General features: G+C 28.8%; 26 protein-coding genes. 11 read left to right on the forward strand and 15 right to left on the reverse strand.

Annotated elements, in window-relative coordinates; translation table 11 throughout:
* Positions 1–160 precede the first annotated feature (160 nt).
* Positions 161–451, reverse strand: a complete 291-nt coding sequence (locus H9I45_RS02820; RefSeq protein ID WP_088353453.1) for an LETM1 domain-containing protein — start codon at positions 449–451, stop codon at positions 161–163.
* Positions 451–1614, reverse strand: coding sequence for a proline dehydrogenase family protein (locus H9I45_RS02825; protein ID WP_088353452.1), 1164 nt, complete (start codon positions 1612–1614; stop codon positions 451–453). The genes H9I45_RS02820 and H9I45_RS02825 overlap by 1 nt, the downstream gene beginning before the upstream one ends.
* 90 nt (positions 1615–1704) lie before the next feature.
* Here H9I45_RS02825 and aroB point away from each other — a divergent pair, with 90 nt between their 5' ends.
* The gene (gene aroB / locus H9I45_RS02830) at positions 1705–2763 is read left to right on the forward strand and encodes a 3-dehydroquinate synthase (RefSeq protein WP_088353451.1); all 1059 of its coding nucleotides are present in this window, start codon (positions 1705–1707) and stop codon (positions 2761–2763) included.
* 219 nt (positions 2764–2982) lie between these two features.
* Here aroB and H9I45_RS02835 read toward each other — a convergent pair whose 3' ends face one another.
* Positions 2983–5499 carry a TonB-dependent receptor gene (locus H9I45_RS02835; protein WP_088353450.1) on the reverse strand — a complete coding sequence of 839 codons (2517 nt, stop codon included), beginning with the start codon at positions 5497–5499 and terminating at the stop codon, positions 2983–2985.
* Between the two features lie 191 nt (positions 5500–5690).
* Positions 5691–6143, reverse strand: coding sequence for a cold-shock protein (locus H9I45_RS02840; protein WP_088353449.1), 453 nt, complete (start codon positions 6141–6143; stop codon positions 5691–5693).
* A 262-nt stretch (positions 6144–6405) separates the two neighbouring features.
* Between H9I45_RS02840 and H9I45_RS02845 the strand changes: the two genes are divergently transcribed.
* From H9I45_RS02845 to H9I45_RS02865, 5 genes are all read left to right on the forward strand, one after another.
* Positions 6406–7428, forward strand: coding sequence for a hypothetical protein (locus H9I45_RS02845; protein WP_088353448.1), 1023 nt, complete (start codon positions 6406–6408; stop codon positions 7426–7428).
* Positions 7429–7591: 163 nt separating this feature from the next.
* Complete coding sequence (locus H9I45_RS02850; protein WP_088353447.1) at positions 7592–8263, forward strand: TetR/AcrR family transcriptional regulator; 672 nt, start codon at positions 7592–7594, stop codon at positions 8261–8263.
* 2 nt (positions 8264–8265) lie between these two features.
* The gene (locus H9I45_RS02855; RefSeq protein WP_088353446.1) at positions 8266–9933 is read left to right on the forward strand and encodes a peptidase domain-containing ABC transporter; all 1668 of its coding nucleotides are present in this window, start codon (positions 8266–8268) and stop codon (positions 9931–9933) included.
* A 2-nt stretch (positions 9934–9935) separates the two neighbouring features.
* Entirely contained in the window at positions 9936–11294 is a 1359-nt protein-coding gene (locus H9I45_RS02860) for an HlyD family secretion protein (protein ID WP_088353445.1), read from the forward strand.
* A gap of 5 nt (positions 11295–11299) precedes the next feature.
* Positions 11300–12697 (forward strand): TolC family protein, encoded by a 1398-nt coding sequence (locus H9I45_RS02865; RefSeq protein ID WP_088353444.1) that lies wholly within the window; start codon positions 11300–11302, stop codon positions 12695–12697.
* Positions 12698–12945: 248 nt separating this feature from the next.
* Here H9I45_RS02865 and H9I45_RS02870 read toward each other — a convergent pair whose 3' ends face one another.
* Complete coding sequence (locus tag H9I45_RS02870; protein WP_088353443.1) at positions 12946–13146, reverse strand: helix-turn-helix transcriptional regulator; 201 nt, start codon at positions 13144–13146, stop codon at positions 12946–12948.
* A gap of 1 nt (position 13147) precedes the next feature.
* Complete coding sequence (locus H9I45_RS02875; RefSeq protein ID WP_088353442.1) at positions 13148–13591, reverse strand: hypothetical protein; 444 nt, start codon at positions 13589–13591, stop codon at positions 13148–13150.
* 120 nt (positions 13592–13711) lie between these two features.
* Between H9I45_RS02875 and H9I45_RS02880 the strand changes: the two genes are divergently transcribed.
* Positions 13712–14131, forward strand: a complete 420-nt coding sequence (locus tag H9I45_RS02880; RefSeq protein ID WP_088353441.1) for a hypothetical protein — start codon at positions 13712–13714, stop codon at positions 14129–14131.
* 83 nt (positions 14132–14214) lie between these two features.
* On the opposite strand, the gene H9I45_RS02885 is transcribed toward H9I45_RS02880, so the two are convergent.
* The 4 genes from H9I45_RS02885 to H9I45_RS02900 form a co-directional block, all read right to left on the reverse strand.
* Positions 14215–14679 (reverse strand): MaoC family dehydratase, encoded by a 465-nt coding sequence (locus tag H9I45_RS02885; protein WP_088353440.1) that lies wholly within the window; start codon positions 14677–14679, stop codon positions 14215–14217.
* 3 nt (positions 14680–14682) lie between these two features.
* Entirely contained in the window at positions 14683–15306 is a 624-nt protein-coding gene (locus H9I45_RS02890; RefSeq protein WP_088353439.1) for a trimeric intracellular cation channel family protein, read from the reverse strand.
* Between the two features lies 1 nt (position 15307).
* Positions 15308–16426, reverse strand: a complete 1119-nt coding sequence (locus H9I45_RS02895) for a DEAD/DEAH box helicase (RefSeq protein ID WP_088353438.1) — start codon at positions 16424–16426, stop codon at positions 15308–15310.
* A gap of 199 nt (positions 16427–16625) precedes the next feature.
* Positions 16626–17021 carry an acyl-CoA thioesterase gene (locus H9I45_RS02900; RefSeq protein WP_088353437.1) on the reverse strand — a complete coding sequence of 132 codons (396 nt, stop codon included), beginning with the start codon at positions 17019–17021 and terminating at the stop codon, positions 16626–16628.
* Between the two features lie 103 nt (positions 17022–17124).
* Here H9I45_RS02900 and H9I45_RS02905 point away from each other — a divergent pair, with 103 nt between their 5' ends.
* Complete coding sequence (locus H9I45_RS02905) at positions 17125–18462, forward strand: MATE family efflux transporter (protein ID WP_088353436.1); 1338 nt, start codon at positions 17125–17127, stop codon at positions 18460–18462.
* Between the two features lie 122 nt (positions 18463–18584).
* Entirely contained in the window at positions 18585–19151 is a 567-nt protein-coding gene (locus H9I45_RS02910; RefSeq protein WP_088353435.1) for a TetR/AcrR family transcriptional regulator, read from the forward strand.
* Positions 19152–19200: 49 nt separating this feature from the next.
* Here H9I45_RS02910 and H9I45_RS02915 read toward each other — a convergent pair whose 3' ends face one another.
* Positions 19201–19875 (reverse strand): DUF2461 domain-containing protein, encoded by a 675-nt coding sequence (locus H9I45_RS02915; RefSeq protein WP_088353434.1) that lies wholly within the window; start codon positions 19873–19875, stop codon positions 19201–19203.
* Between the two features lie 57 nt (positions 19876–19932).
* Between H9I45_RS02915 and H9I45_RS02920 the strand changes: the two genes are divergently transcribed.
* A complete protein-coding gene (locus H9I45_RS02920) occupies positions 19933–20757 on the forward strand; it encodes a DUF1853 family protein (RefSeq protein WP_088353433.1) in 825 nt (274 codons plus the stop codon).
* Between the two features lie 87 nt (positions 20758–20844).
* Here H9I45_RS02920 and H9I45_RS02925 read toward each other — a convergent pair whose 3' ends face one another.
* From H9I45_RS02925 to H9I45_RS02940, 4 genes are read right to left on the reverse strand one after another with little or no spacing between them, the layout of a single operon-like run.
* Positions 20845–21957 (reverse strand): efflux RND transporter periplasmic adaptor subunit, encoded by a 1113-nt coding sequence (locus H9I45_RS02925; RefSeq protein WP_088353432.1) that lies wholly within the window; start codon positions 21955–21957, stop codon positions 20845–20847.
* 19 nt (positions 21958–21976) lie between these two features.
* Positions 21977–23221 carry an ABC transporter permease gene (locus tag H9I45_RS02930; RefSeq protein WP_088353431.1) on the reverse strand — a complete coding sequence of 415 codons (1245 nt, stop codon included), beginning with the start codon at positions 23219–23221 and terminating at the stop codon, positions 21977–21979.
* 2 nt (positions 23222–23223) lie between these two features.
* The gene (locus H9I45_RS02935; RefSeq protein ID WP_088353430.1) at positions 23224–24456 is read right to left on the reverse strand and encodes an ABC transporter permease; all 1233 of its coding nucleotides are present in this window, start codon (positions 24454–24456) and stop codon (positions 23224–23226) included.
* A gap of 1 nt (position 24457) precedes the next feature.
* Positions 24458–25150 (reverse strand): ABC transporter ATP-binding protein, encoded by a 693-nt coding sequence (locus tag H9I45_RS02940; RefSeq protein WP_088353429.1) that lies wholly within the window; start codon positions 25148–25150, stop codon positions 24458–24460.
* Positions 25151–25331: 181 nt separating this feature from the next.
* Here H9I45_RS02940 and H9I45_RS02945 point away from each other — a divergent pair, with 181 nt between their 5' ends.
* Entirely contained in the window at positions 25332–25748 is a 417-nt protein-coding gene (locus tag H9I45_RS02945; protein WP_088353428.1) for a thiol-disulfide oxidoreductase DCC family protein, read from the forward strand.
* Positions 25749–25753: the final 5 nt, after the last annotated feature.

Raw genomic sequence — 25753 nt, forward strand, 5'->3', positions numbered from 1 at the left:
TAATACAGATTTGAAAGGTTTTCTAAAAAAAACGTAGGTAATTAAATTATTAAAAAAGTTAACAGAAATGTGCGTTAGCGATTGTAGTGGAAAGCCCACAGTGAGGTACGAACGAGGACTTGAAACGGAAAGCGCGACCTGAAAGGGAACGCCCAAATTATTATTTGCTATCTGGTGTGTCTCTAAATGCGGATGGTAAAATATCGGGAATTAATTTTATTAGAAGTGGTAATAAAAGTGCGCCACCTGGAAGCATAAACACAGTTAAAGCTGGTATTGCCTTACAAATATCTAACATTTGAATTCGAATTTTTAACTTCTCTTCTACTGTTAAATTTGTATGTGTTGCTTTTTTTATTAAAGCCATAGCTTCTTTACTTTGAAGTAACTCTTGGTGTAACCTCAATTTATTTTTGTGTAGTAAAATTTTAATTTCCTCTACGGTTTTCATTATAATTTTCTACGTTTTTTTTCTGTTTTTATTAAATTTAGCTCTCTACTTGTTTGACCTGAAACTGATGTGTTTTCTTCTGCTCGTCTTATTAAATATGGCATAACATCTCTTACTGGACCAAATGGAAGGTATTTTGCTACATTATATCCTTGGTCTGCTAAATTGTAACTAATGTGATCGCTCATACCAAATAATTGACCAAACCAAAGTCTATTATCGTCTTTTTTAATACCATATTTATTAGCCAAATCCATTACTAAATAGGAACTTTCTTCGTTATGAGTTCCTGCGAAAAGTGCCATTTTTGGATGCTCCATCATATATTCAATCGCTTTGTCGTAATTTATATCTGTAGCTGCTTTATTTTCGCAAATTGGAGATGGATATCCATTTTCTTCTGCTCTTTCTCTTTCTTTTTCCATGTAAGCTCCTCTAACAACTTTCATACCTATATGAAACCCTTTTTGATGTGCTTTTTGATGTAAATCTTTTAAATACTCCAAACGATCGTGTCTATACATTTGAAGTGTATTAAATACAATGGCTTTTTCTTTGTTGTAAGTTTCCATAAGATCTTCAATAAGCTCGTCTGCCGCTTTTTGCATCCAACTTTCTTCTGCATCTATTAATAATGGAACGTCCTTTTTAAGTGCTGCCTTACAAACTGTATGAAAACGAACTAAAACTCTATTCCATTCTGCTTGCTCGTCTTTTGTTAATTCTTTTCCTTCTGATATTTTTTGATATAAACCAAATCTCCCAAACCCAGATGGTTTAAATACTGCAAAAGGAATGGACTTTTTTTCTTCACAAAAGTCTACAATCTTTAAAATAATTTTTAAAGCTCCATCGAAACTTACTTCTTTATCTTTACCTTCTACAGAATAGTCTAAAACACTATGCACACTCCCATTTTTATGCATATTATCGATAATTGGTAGACAATCTTCTTCTGTTACTCCACCACAAAAATGGTCGAAAACAGTCGAACGTATTAAACCTTCGATTGGCAAATGCGCTTTTAACGCAAAATTGGTTACTGCACTACCAATTCTTACCATTGGTTGACTTTGAATCATTTTAAATAGAAAATAAGCACGTTCTAGTTGAGAATCTGTTTTTAAAGCAAAAGCTACTTCAGTATTATCGAAAAGTTTCATCGAATGTAATTTTTATACAGAACAAATATAGTTTAAGACTGCAAATAATTCAATATTTTCTACTTAATTTGCATCTTTAATTTTTATAAAATGAAAACTATTCAAGCAGTAAGCTATCCTGTTCATTTTCAGGATAAAGCATATAAAGAACTCTCTAGTTTAATTACAAAAAATGGTTATTCTACTATTTTTATTTTAGTTGATGAGAATACTTTTGAGCATTGTTATCCAAAATTTATTCCAAATTTAGATTCAGAAAAAAGAATTGAAGTGATAGAAATTGAATCTGGAGAGATTAATAAAAACATAGAAACTTGTATAGGTGTTTGGAACGCAATTACAGAACTTGGTGGTGATAGAAAAAGTTTACTAATTACTTTGGGTGGTGGTGTAATAACAGATTTAGGTGGTTTTGTGGCTTCTTGTTTTAAACGTGGAATCGACTTTGTAAATATTCCTACAACTTTACTTTCTATGGTTGATGCTTCTGTTGGTGGAAAAACGGGTGTTGATTTAGGTGTTTTAAAAAACCAAATTGGTTTGTTTTCGAACCCAGAAATGGTAATTGTAGATGTAGATTTTTTAACTACAGTAACTGAGAGAGAAATAAAATCTGGAATGGCAGAAATTATTAAATATGGAGTTACATACGACATTAAACTATTCAAAGAGATAAAGAAAAATAAAGGATTACATATCAACGATTTAATATTCAGGTCTATTGAGATTAAAAATGAAGTAGTTTTACAAGATCCAAAAGAAAAAAATTTACGTAAAATATTAAATTTCGGTCATACAATTGGGCACGCAATTGAATCTTTTTATCTTGAATCTGAGGACAAAAAAAACCTAACTCATGGTGAAGCAATTGCTATTGGAATGGTTTGTGAAAGTTACATTTCTAACAAACTTTTAAATTTTCCAGAAACCAAATTAAACGAAATAAAAGAGGTTGTATTGTCTATTTATGATAGAATAAATCTTTTAAAAGAAGATTTCGCTGGAATTATGGAATTATTAAAACACGATAAGAAAAACGTAAACGGACAAGTAAATTTCGTGCTGTTAAATGATTATGAAAACCATAAATTAGATTGTAAAGTTACTGAAGATTTAATTGTGGATAGTATGGAGTTTTATAATTTTTAATATTTTTTTTAATACAAGAATCAAGACTTAATTGAAACAAGATTAAAAAAAAGACCAAAATGATTTTAAACTCATTTTGGTCTTTTTTTTTTACAAGTCTGGTCGAGCGCAGTCGAGACCTTAATTGACCTCTCAATTTACTTCGTAAGCTACTTTCAATAAAAATATTTTTTTTATTTCAGTAATGCTCGAGGAAATAGCGTTTGGTTTTTTTAAAAATTAAAACTCACGTTTTCCAAATTCACTATCAATAAATTTAGATTTATTTTTAGCTGCATTAAATGTGTAAGAAAGGTTTAAAGAAACCATATCTACTTCATATCTATAATTTGTAGTCGTATAAAACTGATTTGCTCTTGATGTTGTAATTCGCTGTTCGTTTGTGTTTAACAAGCCCATATCCATATTTTGCCATTGCAAAGTCGCTGTTAAACGATTGTCCATAAATTTTTTACGGAATGTTAAGTTTGGCGAATAAAAACGAGAATCTTCACCCATAGCTGTATTTCTGTCAGATAAATAATTAAAAGTGAATTGCAAAGAAGCGTTTTCCCAGAAATTATAAGTAGAATTTAAATTGAAAGAATATACTGTTGCTTTTGTATCAATATCATAATTTCTTTCTACACCATCTCTATGTCTAAAATTTAAAACGCCATTAATTGCGTAATTATAAACATTTGCTCCAATAAAATTCGTCCAATTTTTAGCTGGTTTTATAGTTGCTCCTATTTCTAAACCAATTGAATTGCTTTTACCAACATTTGAATACACTCGATTAATAATACTATCTAAAACTGCACCATTACTCTCGTAAGCTAAAGTGTTTACACGATTAATTACATTATTTACATGTCTGTAATAAACTGTTCCATAAATGGAATTTCCTCCTTTTAGTTTTTTAGTAATTCCTAATTCAACCAAATCTATAAATTCTGGTAATAAAGTATTATCTCCTTGCTCAAAAACTTCTGAATGTTCGCGTTCTGCAAAACTATTCATCTTAAAAGTTGTTGTTCTTTCTACCCTTTTACTATATGCAGTTTTTATGTTTGTTTTATCATCAATTTTGTATTGTAAAGATGCTGAAGGGAATAACTTTACAAAATCATAATCATATATATTTTCTGCAGTTTCACTCTGTAAAGCTTCTTTATACTCTCTATCCATAGATTCTAAACGAGCACCAACAGCATAATCCCATTTATTTTTTTTTCCAGTAATTTGTGCGTAACCAGAATGAATTACTCTTTTTAAACTAACATCACTAGAAAATTCAGGTACTAAAACACCATCTCTTTCATAAACAAATTTTCCTGTGTGATCTAAATCACGATACTGATAACCAGTTTCTAAAGTACCGAATGAAAAAGGTTTCCATTGATAATCCAAGTTGAAACGTGTTCCATATAAAGGATTATCGTTTGTATTAAATTCTTTTTGATACACAATAGTATTATCTGGAAAACCTAAGTTATCATTTTCTGTTGGTCCTCCTAAAAAAGTGTATTCATATAATATAGAAGTAGAAATTTTAGATTTATTATCAAATTTATGCGAATAATCGAAACTTCCTAAAGCAAAATCTCCTTTTCTAATTCTTAAGTTATGATTGTAATATGCAAATGTATATTCACGATTGTTACTCCTAATTGGAGAAATTGCATGATTATCGAAGTAAACAATATCTGCCAAACGCTCTTTTGTTCTTTTTCCTGCGAAAAATCCTAAAGAGAAATTATCTTTTTCATTTGGAGTATAATCCACATTAAAACGACCATTATATGTAATTTCATCGAAACTACGTTCGCCATCAGAAGGTAAAAAAGTTGTTTTATTTTCTGGAGTATTCACAATAAACATATCTCCTTCTCTTCTCCCTGTTTTATCGTTTTTTTGATAACTGGCACCTACAGAAATATTCCAATTATCTGTTCTTTTATTGATAGTTGCATCAATTCCATATCTTTTTGCTGCAACTTTCGTATCATAACCTTCAATGGAAGGAAATCCACCTCGAACATTTATTTGTGCAAATATTCCGTTAATTGCTCCTTTTTTAGTTAAGATATTTATAATTCCTCCTTTTCCTTCAGGATCGTATTTTGCAGAAGGTGCCGTAATTAATTCGATAGATTGCATTGCATTTGCTGGTAATTGAGCTAAAATAGTTGTTGGATCTCCTTGTGTTGGTTTTCCATTAATTAAAACTGTAAAACCTTTACTTCCACGAACACTTATTTCCCCTAAACCATCTATGGTTACAGAAGGTAAATTTTTTACAACATCAACTGCATTTCCACCAACTGTACTTTGGTATTTTTTTGTGTCAAAAACTTGTCTATCAATTTTATGAGAAACCGTTTGCTTTTCAGTTTTAATAACTACTTCATTTAATTGATTTCCAGAACCCAGAAGAATTTTTATAGTTCCTATATCTTTTTTCTCTCCTTTACTATTTATAACAATTGAAGAAATTGTTTTTACTTGATAACCAATAAAAGAAGCTTCTAAATAATATGTTCCTGGTTTTATATTCGAAATTGAAAAAACACCATTATTATTGGTAACAACCCCTGCAACTAACTTCTTATCAACCTGATTATATAAAGCTGCTGTTGCGTATTCAAGTGGATAATTATCTTCATTATCAACAACTTTACCTATTATTTGAGAAAAAGAAACTTTACTACCCATAAAAATTAGAAGTAGAAAAATCCATTTGTTTAAATTCATAATTTTGCTTTAATAGATTTAAAAGTCCGCAAATTTACGCTAAAAATAAAAGAGGGAACTATAAATTATATACCAAATTATTAAGAATTAATAGTATTTTTTTTTATCTCGAACAAAAAAAATCCTTCAAAAGAAGGATTTTATATTTTATTTTAAAACGAGTTTAAATTCAAAAAAAAATCTTGTTTAAGTTAGATTCTTTTCACTTTAACAGCATTCATACCACGCATACCTTTCTCTAATTCGAAAGAAACTTTGTCGTTTTCTCCAATCTCATCAATTAAACCACTAACGTGAGTAAAATATTTTTCATTATTTTCTGTATCGATAATAAAACCAAAACCTTTAGAAGTATCGAAGAAAGAAACTTTTCCTTTTCTTACTGGATCTTCCTCTGGTAAATCTTCTTTTTTAGTTACAGAAATCTCTATATCTTCTAATTCGATTTCTACTTTTAATTCTGGATCTGGTGGAGTGTCTGTTAAATTTCCATTATGATCTACATATGCAAACTGGATTCCTGTTGATCCGTTTTCTTCCTTTTCCGCCTTTCGAGCGTCCATCTTCTTCTGTTTATCTAAACGTTTCTTTAAACGTTTCTTTTCTTTTTCACTTTTACTAAATGTTTGTTGCGACTTTGCCATTAAATTTTTAAATAGATTTTTATTAAGAGTTTGTGTAAGTTGAAAAATGAATTCAAAAAAAAATCAACTTTAAATAACAAAGTATTATTAATTAGAAGATATTCTCTACACATTGCAAAGATAGTACAAATTTAATTTTTTTCAAAATAAAGCTTTGTTAGATATTTTAATTTTTGTAGTTGTTTTTAAAAAAAATGAAAAATAAAAAACCGAATTTATTTTTTTCTCGTAAGTATATTAAATAACTAAAATTAAAACAATTATGAAAACGATTAAAACACTAGCATTAATATTTGCTACAGCTATGACATTAGTATCTTGTTCTAGTAACGATAATGATGCAGAAATTAAATTAGACTCTAAAATTTTATTTACCTCCAATAACACAGATGGAAATGTAAATATGTATAATGTAACAAGTTTAAATAATGTTACCAAAGCAACTTTAACTACCACTGCAACAGCTGCAGATGGTATTTATTACGATGGAAACCAAGACTTAGTAGTACAAGCTTCTAGAAGTTCTTTTGGTGTAGAAGGATATGCAAATATTACAAATTTTGCAACATCTACAACAGTTTCTGCAAATGTTACAGGAACTTTAGATATGACGAGTCCACGTGAAATTGCAGTAAAAGATAATATTTATGTAGTTGCAGACAATGCAGATGTAGATGGAGATCCAGATACAAAAGATGGTAAGCTTTTCGTTTACACAAACAATGGAGGAAACTTTACTTTAAGAAATACAATTACTACCGATTTTAAATTATGGGGAATAATTTTTATTGGAAATGATTTATATGCAATTGTAGATACCACAAATAAATTGGCTGTATTTACAAATTTTTTAAATAATTCTTCAAACGCTACTTTATCTGCCAGTAAAACAATTGCTATAGAAGGAATTGTTAGAACACATGGTTTAACTTACGACACAGCTACAGATGTTATGGTTCTAACAGATATTGGAGAAGCATCTAATGGACAAGATGATGGTGGTTTTCATGTAATTAATAATTTTGCAGCCAATTTTAATGGAACTGCTAATAATGAAACTTTAGCTATTTCTAACCAAACAAGAGTTGCTGGAACAAGCACTTTATTAGGAAACCCAGTAGATGTTGCTTATGATGGTGATTCTAAAACAGTTTTTATTGCAGAAGCTGGAAATGGTGGAGGAAGAATTTTAGCCTTCAATAATATAGGAAATGGTGGAAATCTAACACCTGCATACAATGCAACGCTTTCTAAAGCTTCTGCAGTGTATTTGCATAAAGAATAACATTTTTTATGTTATAGTTTGATATTTGATTGATTTGCCTTTCGTGAAAACGAAAGGCTTTTTTTATGGTAAAATTTTATTATTGTTAATAATATATTAATAAATTAGTAATATTTTCTTTTTTAATAGTATTACTATTATATTTGCAAATAAATATTTTAATATGAAAGATTTGTTATCTGTTTTAAAAATTTCTGTTCCAGATAAAATTTTTATTAAAGACCCAGAAACATCCGATTTAGGTAGAAGAATTATAGAAAATAGTATTTTTTTAATTGATGAAATTGGTTTCGAAAGCTTTACATTTAAAAAATTAGGCACAAAAATTAGTTCAAATGAGAGTTCTATTTATAGGTATTTTGAAAGTAAACATATGCTACTACTCTACCTATCTTCATGGTATTGGGCTTGGTTAGAATATAAATTAGTTTTAGAAACATTTAGTATTTCCAATGCTTACGAGAAATTAGAAAAAGCAATTATTACAGTTACAAATAAAATAATAGAAGACAGTAAATACTCTCATATTAACGAAACTATTTTATATAAAATTATTGTAAATGAAAGCTCTAAATCTTTTTTAACAAAAGAAGTCGATTCAAAAAATAAAGAAGGATATTTCGAAATTTACAAAAGGCTTATTTCTAGATTAAATGAAATGATTTTAGGCGTAAAACCAAATTATAAATATAGTTTTAGTTTGGCAAGTACTATTTTAGAAGGTGGTTTACACCAGCACTTTTTACAAGAACATTTCCCATCTTTAACAAATATCGAGAAAAACAATACACCCACTCAGTTTTTTATTCAATTAGCTAAAACCGCTTTACAATAGATATGGAAAATAATCAATTAACACCTTGGAAACGTTTTTTAGGCCTTTTAAAATTAGAAAAAAAAGATATTTTTCAAATTTTCTATTATGCAATTTTTGGAGGACTTGTAGCTCTTTCATTACCCTTAGGAATTCAAGCAATTATAAACTTACTACAAGGTGCACAAATTTCCACATCGTGGGTTGTGCTGGTTATTTTAGTTACGATTGGTGTTATTTTCTCTGGATCTTTGCAATTAATGCAATTAAGAATTATAGAAACCATTCAACAGCGAATATTTACAAGAGCATCTTTTGAGTTAAGTTATCGTTTTCCAAAGATTAAAATGAATGAATTACATAAATATTATCCACCAGAATTGGCAAATCGTTTTTTTGATACATTAACAATTCAGAAAGGATTATCTAAAATTTTAATTGATGTTCCAACAGCATTATTACAAATTATTTTTGCATTAATATTGTTATCATTCTATCATCCATTTTTTATCATTTTTGGAATTTTATTATTGCTTTTAATATACATCGTTTTTAAGTTTACTGCACAAAGAGGTTTAGAAACAAGTCTTATAGAATCTAAAAATAAGTATAAAGTTGCACATTGGATTCAGGAAGTTGCAAGAACCGTTGTTAGTTTTAAACTTTCTGGAACCACCAATTTAGCCATGGAAAAAAACGATATTTTAGTTGATGAGTATTTAAAATCTAGAGAAAATCACTTTAAAATTTTAATGATTCAATTCATACAAATGATTAGTTTTAAAGTAATTGTAACTGCTAGTTTACTTTTAATTGGTGGAGCTTTAGTATTAAATCAAGAAATGAATATAGGCCAATTTGTCGCAGCAGAAATTATTATTTTATTAGTAATTGCTTCTGTAGAAAAACTAATTATCGGTTTAGAATCTTTTTACGATGTTTTAACTTCCATTGAAAAAATAGGACAAGTTGTAGATATGAATTTAGAGCCTCAAGAAGGTGAAAAACCTATGTTTAAAGATGGCTTAACTGTTGAGTTAGATGATGTTTTTTACAATGTAGAAGAAAGGGAAAAACATATTATTAAAAACATTTCTTTAACCATTAACCCATCTAGTAAAATATTAGTTATGGGAGAAAGTGGTGCAGGAAAATCTAGTTTATTACGTTTAATTGCTGGTGTAATTCAACCTACTGCAGGAAATGTTTACATTAATAATTTATCTTTAAAGAGCCTACATTTAAACCATTATCGTTCTCAATTAGGTTTATCTCTTTCTGGAGAAACACCTTTTGAAGGAACCATTAGAGAAAATTTAGTTTTTGGAAATAAATCCATTGATGATAACATAATTTATAACGTTTTAGATGTTGTTGGTTTAAATCAATTTTTAAAAGAACAACCTAATGGTTTAGACACTATTATTCATCCAGAAGGTAAACAGATGTCTTATACAAAAGCGAAAAAATTAATTTTGGCAAGAGCCATTATTAAGCAACCAAAAGTAATGATTTTAGAAGATCCTTTAGACCAGTTTAATCTAGACGAAACTTTAAGAATTATCGAATATTTAACAAACCCTAAACAACCTTGGGCCTTAATTGTAGTAAGTAGTAAAAAAAGTTGGAGAACCCAATGTAACCAAATTATTACATTAAAAAATGGGAAAATTAAATCTATAAAAAACTAATTATGTTAAACATTTCTAACAATCAGTTAAATAAAAAAATAGATTTAAATCAATTTAAATCTGGCAAAGAAATCTTTTCTAAAAAATATTATAAAGCATTTAACAAGTTCTTGTTGGCTTTTGCTATCATAGGTTTTATATTCATATTTTTACCATGGACACAGAATATTACAAGTCAAGGTACTGTAACTACTCTAACACCAGACCAAAGACCACAAACCATACAATCTCAAATTCCTGGTAGAATTGAGCAATGGTTTGTTCGCGAAGGAGATTATGTTAAAAAAGGAGACACCATTCTAAGAATTTCTGAAGTAAAAAGCGAATATTTTGATAATCGTTTAATTGAAAGAACAAACGACCAAATTAATGCAAAAACATCTTCAGTAAATGCATATCAAGGTAAAGTGGAAGCGTTGCAAAGACAAGTGCAAGCTTTAAAACAAGAAAGAGGTTTAAAGATTGAACAAACAAAAAATAAATTATTACAAGCTCGTTTAAAAGTACAAAGTGATAGCATTTCTTTTGAAGCTGCTAAAACAAATTTAAACATTGCCAAAAAGCAGTTTACACGAACAGAAACGTTACAAAAAGAAGGTTTAAAAGCTGTTGTGGATGTAGAACAAAAACGTTTAAAATTACAGGAAACTCAGGCTAAATTAATTGCACAAGAAAATAAATTATTAGCCACTAAAAACGAAGTTTTAAATGCAAAATTAGAATTATCGAGAATAGGCGCGACCTACACAGATAAAATTTCTAAAGCACAAAGCGATATGTATACTGCACAATCCAGTGGTTTTGATGCAAAAGCACAAGTTTCTAAATTAGAAAACAGCAATAGTAATTATAGAGTTCGAAATAGTCTATTATACATTACTGCTCCACAAAATGGGTATATAAATAAAGCCATAAAAGGTGGTATTGGAGGTACATTTAAAGAAGGAGAATCTCTGGTTGGAATTATGCCAGAAAAATACGATTTAGCAGTAGAAACTTATGTAAGGCCAATAGATTTACCATTATTGCATGTTGGAGAAAAAGTACGAGTTCAGTTTGATGGTTGGCCAGCAATTGTTTTTTCTGGTTGGCCTAATGTATCTTATGGAACTTATGGTGCTAAAGTAGTTGCTATAGAGAATTTTATAAGTAGTAATGGAAAATACAGAGTTTTATTAGCTTCTGATAAAAAAGATTTTGCGTGGCCAGAAGCTATTAGAGTTGGTTCTGGTGCAAGAACCATTGCATTGTTAGAAGATGTACCTATTTGGTTCGAATTATGGAGGCAACTAAACAGCTTCCCTCCCAACTATTATCAGCCAGAAAATTCTGGAAAAGAAGAAGCGAATTCTAAAAAATAATTTAGATGAGAAAACTAATTATATTCTTATTTGTCATTTCATTTTCATCTTTAAAAGCACAGGAAGAAGCTGTTTCTAAAATGACGCTTTCTGAGTATTTGGGGTATGTAAAAATGTATCACCCAATTGTGAAACAGGCGAATTTAATTATTAATAATAGTGAAGCTAATTTACTAAAAGCAAGAGGTTCTTTCGACCCTAAAATTGAAGTAGATTATACCAAAAAGCAATTCAAAGAAAAGGAATATTACAACAAGTTGAATGGTGCTTTTAAAATACCAACTTGGTATGGTGTTGAGTTTAAAGCCAATTTCGAACAAAATGATGGTGTATTTTTAAATCCTGAAAATAGTGTTCCTTTAGATGGTTTATATAGTGCAGGAGTTTCTGTTTCTTTGGCAAGAGGTTTACTTACCAACCAAAGAATGGCTTCTCTAAAACAAGCAAAATATTTTTTAGAACAAGCAAAAGAAGACCAGCAAATAACTGTAAATACTATTTTGTATGATGCTTCTCTCTCTTACTTCAATTGGTTAAAAACGTATAATGAAAAAAGAGTTTATGACGATTTTCTAAACAATGCGAAAATTCGTTTTGAAGGAACAAAAAGGGCTTTCCAAGAAGGAGAAAAACCTGCAATTGATACTTTAGAAGCAAGAATTACTTTAAATACAAGAAAACTAAATTTAGAAAAGGCACGTATTAAATTGATAAAAGCGTCTTTAGAATTGTCTAATTTTTTATGGCTCAATGAAAACACGCCAGTTGAATTGAAAGAAAGTATAATCCCGGATTTAAATACTTATAATGCAATTGATAAGACGTTTAATATCGCACTTTTTAATAATGAAAATTTTGAAATTGAAAATCATCCAAAAATAAGATCTTTAGAGTATAAAATTAAAAGTTTAGATGTTGAAAAGCGTTTAAAAATGAATAATTTATTACCAAAAATAGATTTACAGTACAATTTTATTTCTCCAAATGGAGACCAAATAAATTCGTTTAACACCAATAACTACAAAGCAGGAATCAATTTTAGCATGCCTTTATTTATTAGAAAAGAAAGAGGAGATTTAAAGTTGGCTAAAATAAAATTGCAAGACAAACAATTAGAAAGTGAAACTGTAAAAGTTGTGATTAAAAATAAAATTGATGCCATTCAGCAAGAATTAAGCTCATTTATAATTCAGAGTGATTTTACTGCTAATATTGTAAGAGATTACGATGTTTTACTAAAAGCAGAAGAACGCAAGTTCTTCTTAGGAGAAAGCTCTCTTTTCTTAGTAAATTACAGAGAAGAAAAATATATTGATTCCAAATTAAAAGCAATTAGTTTAGAAAATTCTTTCTTTAAATCGAAAGCAACTTTGTTTAAAGAAGCTGTGTTAAAGCCCCTTTAATTCCCCAAAGGGGAAAACACTCTTCTCTAAACAACTCTGTGCCTTTGCGCAATAATATGTTCAAAGTTTAAAATTCAATATTTAAAGTTCTGGATGGAAGTTTTGCTTAAAATACTTGTGTCACTTAAACATAAATACTTTGCGACTCTGCGTCTTTGCGAGGTAAAAAACTCAAAATTCTGATTGGAAACTTTACAAAAAAACTTTGCGAACTTTGCGAAAAAACTTTGCGCCTTTGCATTTAAAAATTAATCATCCTGCTCTAATATAAAAAACTCATTCACTGAAATTTTAAAAATATTCGATAGTTTCAAAGCCAAAACAGTGGATGGAACATATCTATTCTTCTCAATAGAATTAATTGTTTGACGAGAAACACCTATCTTTTTAGCTAAATCGTCTTGTGTAATATCTAATATTGCACGCTGTACTTTAAGTGTATTTTTCATCTTATTTATTCATTCTTTTTAATTGCCAGAAAAACATCAATTGAACAATTAACATAAAAAATAATACTTGAAAGTAACTAAACCCCTGTAATTCATCATTTTGATTTAAGATTGCTCCTACACCATAATTAATTAAAGGTTGTACTAAAGAATATACAATTGCCATAATAAAAGCCAATCTGTAAGATTGCGAACGCAAACTATCTACAAATTCATCTTCTATTTTTTCTTTTGATAAGGACATTATTAACAAACCAATTAATAATACTCCATGCAAAATGGGTCTTATCCACTCAGAATTTTCAATATATTTTCTTCCTATCATTAAAATAAAAGTTCCAATTGCAACAATGAGACCTATTTTTTTAAACTGATTTCCAAGTTGAAATTTATTCATTCTTTCTAAATGACTTCTTTCTCTTTCACAAATTGATTGTTTCGACATCTTATTTATTTTACAATTAGACAAATTAACTTTATATAATGACAAATATACTTTACATTTTATAATTCTACAAATTTTATTTACTGTATTTAAAAATCAATTAACCAAACACTTTTATTTATGACAACAAATTCAAACAAACCAAGTACAGCTTTTTGGATTATTGGTGTACTCGCACTTTTATGGAATCTTATGGGTGTAAGTGCGTATTTATTTCAGGCTTTAGCAACAGAAGAAATGATTTCAGAAATGACTCCTGAACAACAAATAGAAATGATGGTAGAATATCCTGCTTGGATTACTGCATTATTTGCACTCGCTGTTTTTGGAGGTGTTTTAGCTTGTATTCTATTACTTGCAAGAAAGAAATTAGCGTATTATTTATTTCTACTTTCTGGGGTTTGTGCAACTATTCAACAAGTTTATATTATGATGAATGCAGAATTAAACATGATAATTATGCCAATAATGATAATTGTTATTTGTATTTTCTTAATTTGGTATTCCAAGAAATGTATTGCAGATGGTCTTTTAAAGTAATTTTATTAAGCTTTTAAAAATAAAAACCTTATCGATTTTATTCGATAAGGTTTTTATTTAGTTTTTAGTATAAATTTTTAAACTCACTCATATAAAGCACACAAAAACTCTGCAACACAGGCTGGTTTTTTATGACCTTTAATTTCTATTAAACAAGAGAAAGTTATTTTAATTCCATTATTGTCTAAATCTTCAATTTCTTTCACTTCCGCAAGCATTCTTAATTGACTATTTACAGGAACAGGATTTGGAAAACGGACTTTATTCAAACCATAATTCAAGCCCATTTTTATGCTTTTTATCACAAATAAATCTTCCAATAATTTAGAAATCATAGAAACAGACATAAATCCGTGTGCAATTGTACTTTTAAAAGGAGACTCCTTCTCTGCTCTGTTTTCATCGATATGAATCCATTGTTTGTCTAAAGTTGCGTTTGCAAAATCGTTAATCATTTCTTGAGTAACTGTGTACCAATTTCCAGTTGGTAATTTTTTACCAATCATAGATTTAAACTCTTTAAAACTTTCGAATTCTAACGGTTTCATACATTACTTTTTTGTGAATAGATCGTCTTTTATTTTTGGTAACTCCAATTCAAATTTTACGGCTATAACTCTTATAATTATAATGATAGAAGCAGAAATAATAAAAATTATATTTTCTGGAATATGAAAATGATTCAAAATTAAATAAGTAATTCCACCAGCTAAACATGCAGAAGCATATATTTCTTTCTGAAAAATTAATGGAATTTTATTCGTTAAAACATCACGTAAAACACCACCAAAAACAGCAGAAATCATTCCCATAATTAACGCAATAATTGGATGTAAATCGTAAGAAAGACCTTTTTCTAAACCCAATAAAGTAAACACGCTAATACCAACAGTATCAAATAAAAACATGGTTTTGCTTAAATGCGCAATCTTACTTTTAAATAGAAATGTAAAAACTACTGCAGTAAAGATTACAAACAAATAATTTAAGTCTCCAATCCAATTTATGGGATGTGCATTTATTAAAACATCTCGCAACATTCCACCTCCTACTGCTGTAACAAAAGCAATGATTAAGACACCAAATAGATCGAACTTTTTATCAGAAGCAACCAAAGCTCCACTTATTGCAAATGCAAAAGTTCCTAAGATATCTAAAACGTAAATAAGACTCATTTTAAACTTTAAGTTCTGTAAATTTTATATTTAATTCTTTCTGAATTTCGTGAATTCTTTCCAATTCACTAGGTAGAATAAAAGCGATAGAATTTCCAGTTTTTCCAGCTCTTGCAGTTCTTCCACTTCTGTGTGTATAGTATTCTAACTGTTCTGGTAATTGATGATGAATGATAAATTCCAAACCTCTCACATCAATACCTCTTGCAGAAACATCTGTAGAAATTAAATATTGCACACTTTCATTTTTAAAAGCTCTCATCGCTTTTTCACGATCTCTTTGTTGCATATCTCCTTCTAAAGCACCCACTGAAAAACCTTCATCTTTCAACTGATTATACAAATTCTGAACTCCTAATTTTGTTCTACAGAAAATAATTCCTCTTTCAGTTCCTCTTTTTTCGATATAAGAAATAATATCGTTTGTTTTTTGTTTTATTGAGGTCCTAACATATTGGTGTCTAATATTTTCATTTACTAAAGAATTTCTATTAATCTCAACTCTTGGAGCATTAGAGTCCATATATGTTTTAATAATTCGCTGAATCTCATCTGGCATTGTTGCAGAAAATAACCATGTATTTCTTTCTCCAGTTGTAAATTTTAAGATTCGGTTTAAATCTTGTTTAAAACCCATAGAAAGCATCTCATCAGCTTCATCTAAAACCAATGTTTTAATATTGCTAATATCTATTTCTCCACGTTCAATTAAATCTACCAATCTTCCTGGGGTTGCAATTACTACATGTGTTTTTCTTTTTAATTTACCTATTTGAATATCAATCTTTTCGCCACCAAAAACGGCTTCTAAAAAGATTTTTTCAGTACAGTATTTCGTATATTTAAAAAGTTGCTTTTTAATTTGTTGCACCAATTCTCTTGTTGGCGATAAAATTAACGCCTGTATTTCATCTTTATCAGCATCAATAGCATGTAAAATTGGCAAACCAAAAGCAGCTGTTTTACCAGTTCCTGTTTGTGCTAAACCAACAAAATCGGTTTTTGAATTTAATAAAACAGGAATTGCTTTTTCTTGAATTTCTGAAGGGATTTTAATTCCCAATTCTTTTAATCCCTGAAGGTATTCTTTTTTAATTCCTAATTCTGAAAATGTAGACATAATAAATCTTTCTTATATATTTTGCAAAGATACTTTTATTGAAGAGAATAATAAGGAAAGTGATTGAATAGATTTTATTTTAAGAAAGATAAGTGCGGTTTTTTGAGACACGATTTAAGAGACAAAAGCAAAATTTAAAGACTCTTATAATAAATTAAGAACAAAACAGTCGAACAAGAAAAATTTGTACAATTTATGTCTATTCTTTAGAATATAAAACATCCAAAACATCTTCTCTAATTCTTGCTGGTTTGTATGTCTTTTCATCTAACATTCCCCAAACTGTTTTTGCTTTTACTAACAATTCTTCATTTTTATAAAACTCCATTAAACGTTCAGATTTAAAACCTCTAGTTTCTCCTACCCAAGTTTTAACTGTAATTTTATCACCTAAAACCGCTTGTTTTAAATAGTCTATCTCATGTTTTAAAACCACCCAAATAAATTGTTTCATAGGATTTTCTTTCGTTAGAAATGCCCAATGTTCAAAAGCCACAATATCCATCCATTTTACATAAACCACATTATTTACATGGTTTAAATCGTCTAAATCTTCTGATTTTACTTTTAGTTTATATTCAAAAACGGACTTCATAATTCAATTTTTTACAAACTTAAAAATTTTAATAGTTCTATAACAATTATTAATGTTTCATTTTAGATAAAACAGTTAATAATTCCGTTCTTTGTATTTCTTTATGAACAAACTCGCAGGCAATTTAGGTACCGAAAAAATAAGTAAATTATTGATAAAACAAGCAGTTCCTGCAACTATAGGAATTCTTGTAATGTCTTTAAATATGATTGTAGACACCATTTTTGTTGGACAATGGATTGGTGTTTTAGCAATTGCTGCAATTACTGTGGTTTTACCAATTGCCTTTTTAATTTCTTCCATTGGAATGGGAATTGGAATTGGAGGAAGTTCTATCATATCAAGAGCTTTAGGTGCTAATAATTCTGAAAAAGCTTTTCTAACGTTTGGGAATCAAATTTGTTTAACGGTAATTTTAGCTATTCTTTTTGTAATTCTTGGAAATGTATTTAGTGTTCCTATCTTAAATTTATTTGGCGCAAAAGGAGATATTTTACCAATTGCATCCGAATATTTTGGTGTAATTATTTATGGAGTTCCTTTTTTGGCATTTGCGATGATGGGTAACCCAACCATAAGAGCCGAAGGAAAACCAAAATTTGCAATGTATGCAATGATGGTTCCTGCAGTTTTAAATGTTCTTTTAGATATTTTATTTATTAAAGTTTTCGATTGGGGAATGTATGGAGCTGGTTTAGCAACTTCAATTTCTTACGCTAGTTGTGGTTTGTACATCTTATATTTCTTCTTGTCTTCTAAAAGTGAATTAAAAATAATTCCGAAAAACTTTAAATTAGATTTTAAAATTGTTCGAGAAATTGTTGAGCTTGGTGGAGTTTCTATCGTTAGACAAGGTGCAATTAGTATTTTAATGATTGTTTTAAATTACTCTCTTTTTACTTATGGAGGAGAAATTTCTATTGCAGTATTTGGAATTATCAATAGAGTTATGATGTTTGCTTTATCGCCAGTTTTAGGAGTTTCTCAAGGATTTTTACCAGTAGCAGGATTTAATATTGGTGCAGAAAAAAATGAACGCGTAAAAGAAACCATTAAAAAGTCGATTTATTTCGGCTCTATTGTAGGAACTATTATTTTTATTGGAATTGTAATTTTTAAGGAACAAATAATTTGGGTTTTTACCAACGATGCAACTTTGTTAGATAAAACACCAAATGCAATGTTAATTGTCTTTTTAGTAACCCCAATTGTAACGATGCAATTAATTGGATCTGCCTATTTCCAAGCTGCAGGAAAAGCGATGCCTGCATTATTTTTAACACTTTTAAAACAAGGTATATTCTTAATTCCTTTAGCTTATTTTTTACCCATGTATTATGGAGTAAATGGAGTTTGGTGGTCTTTCCCAATTGCAGATACACTTTCTACAATTATTACAATTATCGTTTTAAAAAGAGAAGTAAATAAAAACCTTCAATAGTTTTTCTCATATTGTTAATATCCTTTTAATAAAATAGTTTCATTTTTGTTTTTTCAATTAAATTAATGACTAATTTAGTAAATTAGACTTATTATTAATATTGAAATGATTGTTTCATATCTATGTCAAAAAAAACATCCTTTAGTAAAACAACTATTTTAAATAAAGTAACACACCTTTTTCATTCTAAGGGATATTGTGCTACTTCTATGCAAGATATTGTTGAAGTTAGTAACTTAAACAGATCTAGTCTTTACAATACTTTTGGAAGTAAATTGGAATTGTTTATCACTTGTTTTGATACTTGTGAAACAAAATACAGAAGAGATGTTCAGAAAATAATAATGGCTTCAACTAATCCATTAAAAACAGTTCGTCAAATTCTAGAACTATCTATAAATGAAACCATTAACGGATATTTAATTCCAAATTATATTTCTGAAATTAAAAATAAGGAAACACAAATTAATAGATTAGTTAAAAACCAACAAGCTTATTTTTTAGATTTGTTTGAAGACATTGTAAAAAGAGGACAAGGTTTAGGCTCTATAAATAACAGTAAATCTAGCAAGCAATATGCAAATTACTTGTTAACTTCTTACCAAGGTTTACAAATAATGAAAAGCTTTCCTGAAGACGATTATAAATTGCAAAATGTAATTTATGATGTAATTTCTGTGATAGAATAAGTTGCTTTAAACTGAAACAATCGTTCTTGGTTGTATTTACTTTTAAATTTTAAATAATTCGTTCACCATTTAAATTTGTCGTTAAAATATCGCTAAATAAATTAAAAAACGGACGTAAAGCTTTAAAACTTTTGTCTACTTCTTGCACAAAATTAGGAGACAAAACTTCCTCATCCGTAAAATTTTTGGTTGCTATAAAACCTTTTTTACGTAATAAATCTACATCTGGATGTTCTTTATCAAAACCTCTAGGTGCTGTTTTTAATTCGCTAAAACTTTCGAATTTTCCACCAAAATGTTTCTTGTAATTTTTCTCTTCTAAAATATCTTTTATCTCTGATGCATCTAACTCAATTTCTTTACGAATTCGGAACAAGTCTTCTTTACTTGGTTCCCAAAACCCGCCAGCTAAAAAAGATTCTCCTGGTCTAATTCTTAAAAAATAACCACCTCTTAATTCTTTTCCTAATCTGGAATATGAATTTGCAAAATGAGCTTTATATGGTGTTTTATCTTTAGAAAAACGAACATCTCTATAAATACGCATCATTTTAGATTTCTCTATTTCATCATGTTTTTGCAAGTTTAAATGAATCTCTGCAAATACATCTTTCGCATTTTGTTGCGCTTTTAAATAGGTTTCTTTGTGGTCTGCAAACCAATCTCTATTGTTATTTTTTTGTAAATCTTGTAAGTATTTAAAAGTAGATTTTTCGAATTGCATTTTAGATGTGTTTTAAAAGTTCAATTTACAAAATAGAATTGTAACTTCGAATTTGAAATGCATCAAAAAACAAAAGACATTCAGAAAAGATATGATGGTTTTCTACAAACAAATTGTTTGTGGAAAGATAATGCTGTATATGATATACAGCAATTTAAAATCGAATCGAAATCAATGAAAATTGATACTGAAATAAATGAAAAACTACGTTTAGGAAAATACATAGAAAAGTTTGTTTCCTTTGAACTGGAACAAGAAACTACTATTGAAATTTTATGCGAAAACATCCAAATTCAGAAAGGGAAAATTACTTTAGGGGAATTAGACTGTATTTTATCAAAAAATAAAAAACCTATTCATTTAGAAATAATTTATAAATTCTATTTGTATGATAACACTATTGGTACAAATGAAATTGAGCATTTTATTGGTCCGAATAAAAAAGATTCTTTGGTTGAAAAGTTATACAAACTAAAACATAAACAGTTGCCACTTCTCTACTCTAAAGAATGTACAGAATATTTACTAACACTGAATTTAGAAAATAACAAAATTGAACAACAAGTCTATTTTAAAGCACAATTATTTGTTCCGTTTTCAAATAGAAATATCAAATTAAAACAATTAAATTCTGATTGTGTTATTGGTTTTTACATCAATAAAGATGAATTAAGTCAATTTACAGAGTGTAAATTTTACATTCCTAATAAAAAAGATTGGTTGGTAATTCCGCACCAAAATGTAGAATGGCAATCTTTTTATCAATTTAAAGAAAATTCTTTAGAATATTTAGAGAGACAATTTTCTCCACTTTGTTGGTTGAAAAAACCAAATGGAGAAATTGAAAAATTCTTTTTTGTTTGGTGGAAATCTTTAAATTAATTGACTGATAATGATTGTTTAAAACAAAAAAAAGAGGGATTTCATATATGAAATCCCTCTTTTTTAAAATCAACTAATTGCTAAAAATTAGTCTTCTTTTTTCTTATCGTCTTTAGAAGCTTTGTTCCAAATTTTAATTTCGTCGTCTTTTGTAACTCCTTCTAAAATTTCCACATTTACACCATCAGAAGTTCCTAATTTTAAAGTTTTCTTTTCGTAGTTACCATCTGCTTGTTTTACTTCTACATAAGGTTCTTCAGTCTTTTTATCAAATCTTAACAATGCTTCTTTTATAGATAAAACACTATCTTTTTTTACTAAAACAATATCTGCATTTGCACTATAACCTGCTCTAATAAAGAATTTATCATCTAAAGAAACATCTGCTTTAATTTTAAATTGTACTGCACCACCTTCTTCAGTTCCTTTAGGTGCAATAAAGTTTAATTTTGCTGGAAATTTTGTTCCTTCAATGGCTCCAATTGAAACTTCAATTTCTGTTCCTTTTACTAATTTACCAACTTCAGATTCGTCTACTTTTCCTTCGAAAATCATTTTGGCCATATCTGCAATCGATGCAATTGTAGTTCCTGCATTAAAATTGTTAGACTGAATTACTTGATCTCCTTCTTTAACAGGAATCTCTAAGATTGTCCCAGACATTTGTGCAATAATATTTGTATTTGCACTTCCACCAGAACCTGCAGAACCTCTTTTTATAATTTGATAATCGTTTTGAGCATTCTTTAAATCTTGTTTAGCTTGATTATATGTTAATTCTACACTTTCGAATTCTGTTCTTGCAATAACACCTTTATCGAATAAATTCTTCGTTCTTTTATAAGAAACAGCAGAATTATTAACTCTTAACTTTGCGTTATCTACTCTACCTTTAGCGCTAATTAAAGATTGCTCATTAGGTACAACTCTTACTGTTGCAATTAAATCTCCTTTTTTAACTTTAGAACCTTCTAACAACAAAACTTTGTCTATAATACCTGTTATTTGAGGTTTAATTTCAATTTCTTCCAATGGAATTACTTTACCAGTAGCTACTGTTTTTTTAACAATTGTTGTTCTAAATGGAGTTTCAGTTTCGTATTCTACAATACTTTTTGCGTTCTTTTTACCGAACCAAATAAGTGCTGCAATAAAAAATACTGCAATAACTATTAAAATAATTTTTGATCTCTTGCTCATGATTTGTTGTTAATTGATTTTATTCTTCTCTTAATGCTTCTATTGGTTTAACTACTGTTGCTATATGTGCAGGGATTAATCCTATTAAGGTTCCTAACACAATTAATGTTACAAATGCTACTAATATAATTGGTATATTAACTGTTGGGTTTATTAAAGCGGCATCTTCTCCTTGGCCAAAAGCCAAGTCTATTAAAAATAGAACAAATGCACCAAAGACAATACCTAACATACCAGCGATTGTTGTTAAGAAAACAGATTCTAAAATAATTTGCTGTCTAATACTTTTTGGTGTAGCACCTAAAGCTCTTCTAATTCCTATTTCTTTTGTTCTTTCTTTTACCGTAATTAATAAAATATTACCAATTGCAAAAACTCCTGCAACTAAAGTAGCAATACCAACAAACCAGGTTAAGAACTGCATTCCTGTTAAAAAGCCAGTAATTTTACCTATTTCTTTTCCTAAATTAACACTACCAAAAGCACGTTCATCTTCTGGGTGTACTTTATGAAGTCCTTTTAAAGTAAGCAAAACGTCTTTTTCCATTTGCTCGATATTAGTGCCTTCATTTGCAGTAATCATCATCCAATCTACTTTATTGGCTGTATTGTAAACCTTTTTAAAAGTAGTAAATGGTATGTATGCACAATCTCCATCAAAATCAATTGTATTAGAAGGTTTATAAACACCAATAACTTGGTAACCAATCGCGTTTATTTTTATATACTGACCAATTGGAAATTCATCTTTATCGAACAATTGCTTATACATATCTTCTGATATAACAGCTACTTTTGCAGTAGTTAAAATATCATTTCCATTTAAAAAACGTCCGTATAATAATTGTTTTTTCTGAATTTGATCTAAAATTGGATAATCTCCACTCACTTGAAAATTACCAGATTTAAAATCTTTTATAATTAAATTGTTTGTTTGATTTCTTGGAGCTAATAATTTAATTTCATCAGAATATTCAGATTTTAAAACATCTATATCATTCATTGTTAAACTAAACCTTCTACCTTCTTGAAAACCTTTAAAAGGTGTGTCTGTAGATTGTGTCCAAACAAAAACACTATTGGTCGCAAAATTACCAAACAGTTTGTTAAAACCATTTTCCATTCCTCTTGCTGCACCTAATAAAACAACTAACAAGAAAATTCCCCAAAGAACACCAACAATAGTAATTGCGGTTCTCATTTTGTTTTTACGAATGCTTCCGTAAATTTCTTGCCAAGTATCTGAATCGAATAAAAATTTCATAATTAATCTGCTCTTAATGCTTCAATAGGTTTAATATTTGCAGCTCTTTTTGCTGGTACATAACCTGCAATTAATCCTGATAAGATTAATACAACTGTAGCTCCAATTACAATTTCTGGACTTACACTTGGGTCTTTAATAAAATAATCTTCTTCTAAACTATTACCAATTAAACTTAAAATATAAGTTCCTAAAGAAAGCCCTAAATAACCTGCAATTGTAGTAATTAAAACAGATTCTTGCACAACCATTCCAACAATTGAAGATGGCACTGCACCTAATGCTTTTCTAATTCCGAATTCTTTAGTTCTTTCTTTTATAACGAATATCATAATATTAGAAATACCAATAATTCCTGCGATTAAAGTTCCAGAACCAACAAAAATTACAATTAAATACAAAACAAACATAAACATACCAACTCCTTTGTTTGCTTCTGCCATGTTTCTAACAGAAAGCGCACTTTGGTCATCTGGATGAATGTTTAATTTTTTACGTAAATCTCGCTCCATTTTATTACCAAATGCAATTGCAGCATCTAAACTTAAATCTGGGTTGTATCCTAAATTAATCTGACTGATATAATCGTTGTTACCATACATCATTTGTGCAGTAGAAACAGGTATATAAGCCATTCTTTCTTCGTTATCTCCACCTTCATCAGAAAAAATACCAATAATTAAAAAAGAACTTCCATTTACGTTTACTCTTTTTCCTAATGCAATTTTTTCTCCAAATAAATCCTTTTTAATCAAACGACCAATTACAATAACTTTCGATTTATCTTTAAGATCTCTTTCATTTAGATATCTACCTTCATCAATAATTGTTTTTTCTAAAAATTGATGATCGGGATTTACAGCTCGAATACTATAAGTACTTGCTTCACTTTTATATTTTATACTAAAGTTTTTATAGATTCTTGCAGATTGATATTGAATTTTATCTTCATATTCTTCAGCTACAAAATTATAATCGTCGTTTCTTAATTGAATTCTTCTTCCAGTTTGTAATCCTTTAAAAGGTTTAGAAGTCTTCCAAACACGCACAAACATAGAGTTTTGCGCATCATCGTTAAAAGCACTTGTAAAGGAGTTACTTAAACCACTTACAACACCAAAAAGTAATGTGAATAATAAAATTGCAAATGCAACAGTAAAACCAGACATTACAGAACGTAACCTGTTTTTATTGATACTCTGAAAAATTTCTCTCCAACGATCTAAATCAAACATATTAAACTGCTTTTGAGGCTTTTGTTAATTCGTCACTAATAATTCTTCCATCTTTTAAACGAACAATTCTTTTTGTTTGCTCTGCAACTTCTTCTTCGTGTGTAATAACGAAAACCGTCATTCCTTTGTCGTTAATATCTTTTAACAAATCCATTACAGAATCTGTAGTTGTAGAATCTAATGCTCCAGTAGGTTCATCCGCCAAAACAACTTTTGGTTTTGTAACCAAAGCTCTAGCAATTGCAACACGTTGTTTTTGCCCTCCAGAAAGTTCGTTTGGTAAGTGTCCTGCCCAATCTTTTAAACCCACTTGATCTAAATATTCCAAAGCAATTTCTAAACGTTCTTTTCTGCTTACTCCTTTATAATACAAAGGTAAAGCAACATTCTCTAAAGCTGTTTTGTAAGAAATAAGATTAAATGATTGAAAGATAAAACCTAAGAATTTGTTACGCAATTGCGCAGCTTTTTTCTCATTCATATCTTTAATTAGTTGTCCATTTAAGTAATAATTACCTTCGTCATGAACATCTAATAAACCAACAATATTTAATAATGTAGATTTTCCAGATCCAGAAGACCCCATAATAGATACGAATTCACCTTCTTTTATGTGTAAATCTATTCCTTTTAATACATGTAGAGAATCTTTTCCAATTGGATAAGACTTGTGCAGTTCTTCAATTTTAATCATCAGTTGGTTATTTTATCACGAAAGTACCTAAAGCTATTCACTGCAATTATTAATATTTTGTTAAAAGCCATTGCAATATAAAATCAAATACAACTATAAGACGTCTTAATTTAAATATTGTTACAAGATTTTTAAAAAAAGTTGAAGTATCTTTGTTTTCGACTTAATTTAATTTGGTTAAATGATTGATATTCCTAAAAATAAGAAGGTAATTTTGTTTGATGGTGTTTGTAATTTATGCAATAATTCTGTAATAAAAGCGATTAAATACGATAAAAAAGAAACTTTTTTATTCGCATCCTTACAATCGGATTCTGGAAAAGAAATTACCAATTACTTAGGAATAAATACTGCAAAAATTGATTCTATAATTTTATACGAACCAAATGTTTCTTACGATGTAAAATCGACTGCAGCTTTAAAAGTGATGAATGATTTTGGTGGCATTTGGAACTTAACAAAACTCTTATGGGTTTTTCCTGAAGGTTTTAGAAATTTTGTTTACGATTATATCGCCAAAAACCGTTATGTATGGTTTGGCAAGAAAGAAAGTTGCATGATTCCTACACCTGAATTAAAAGCGAAATTTTTGGATTAAAAATT

It is taken from the genome of Polaribacter haliotis (assembly GCF_014784055.1).
Taxonomy (GTDB): Bacteria; Bacteroidota; Bacteroidia; order Flavobacteriales; family Flavobacteriaceae; genus Polaribacter; species Polaribacter haliotis.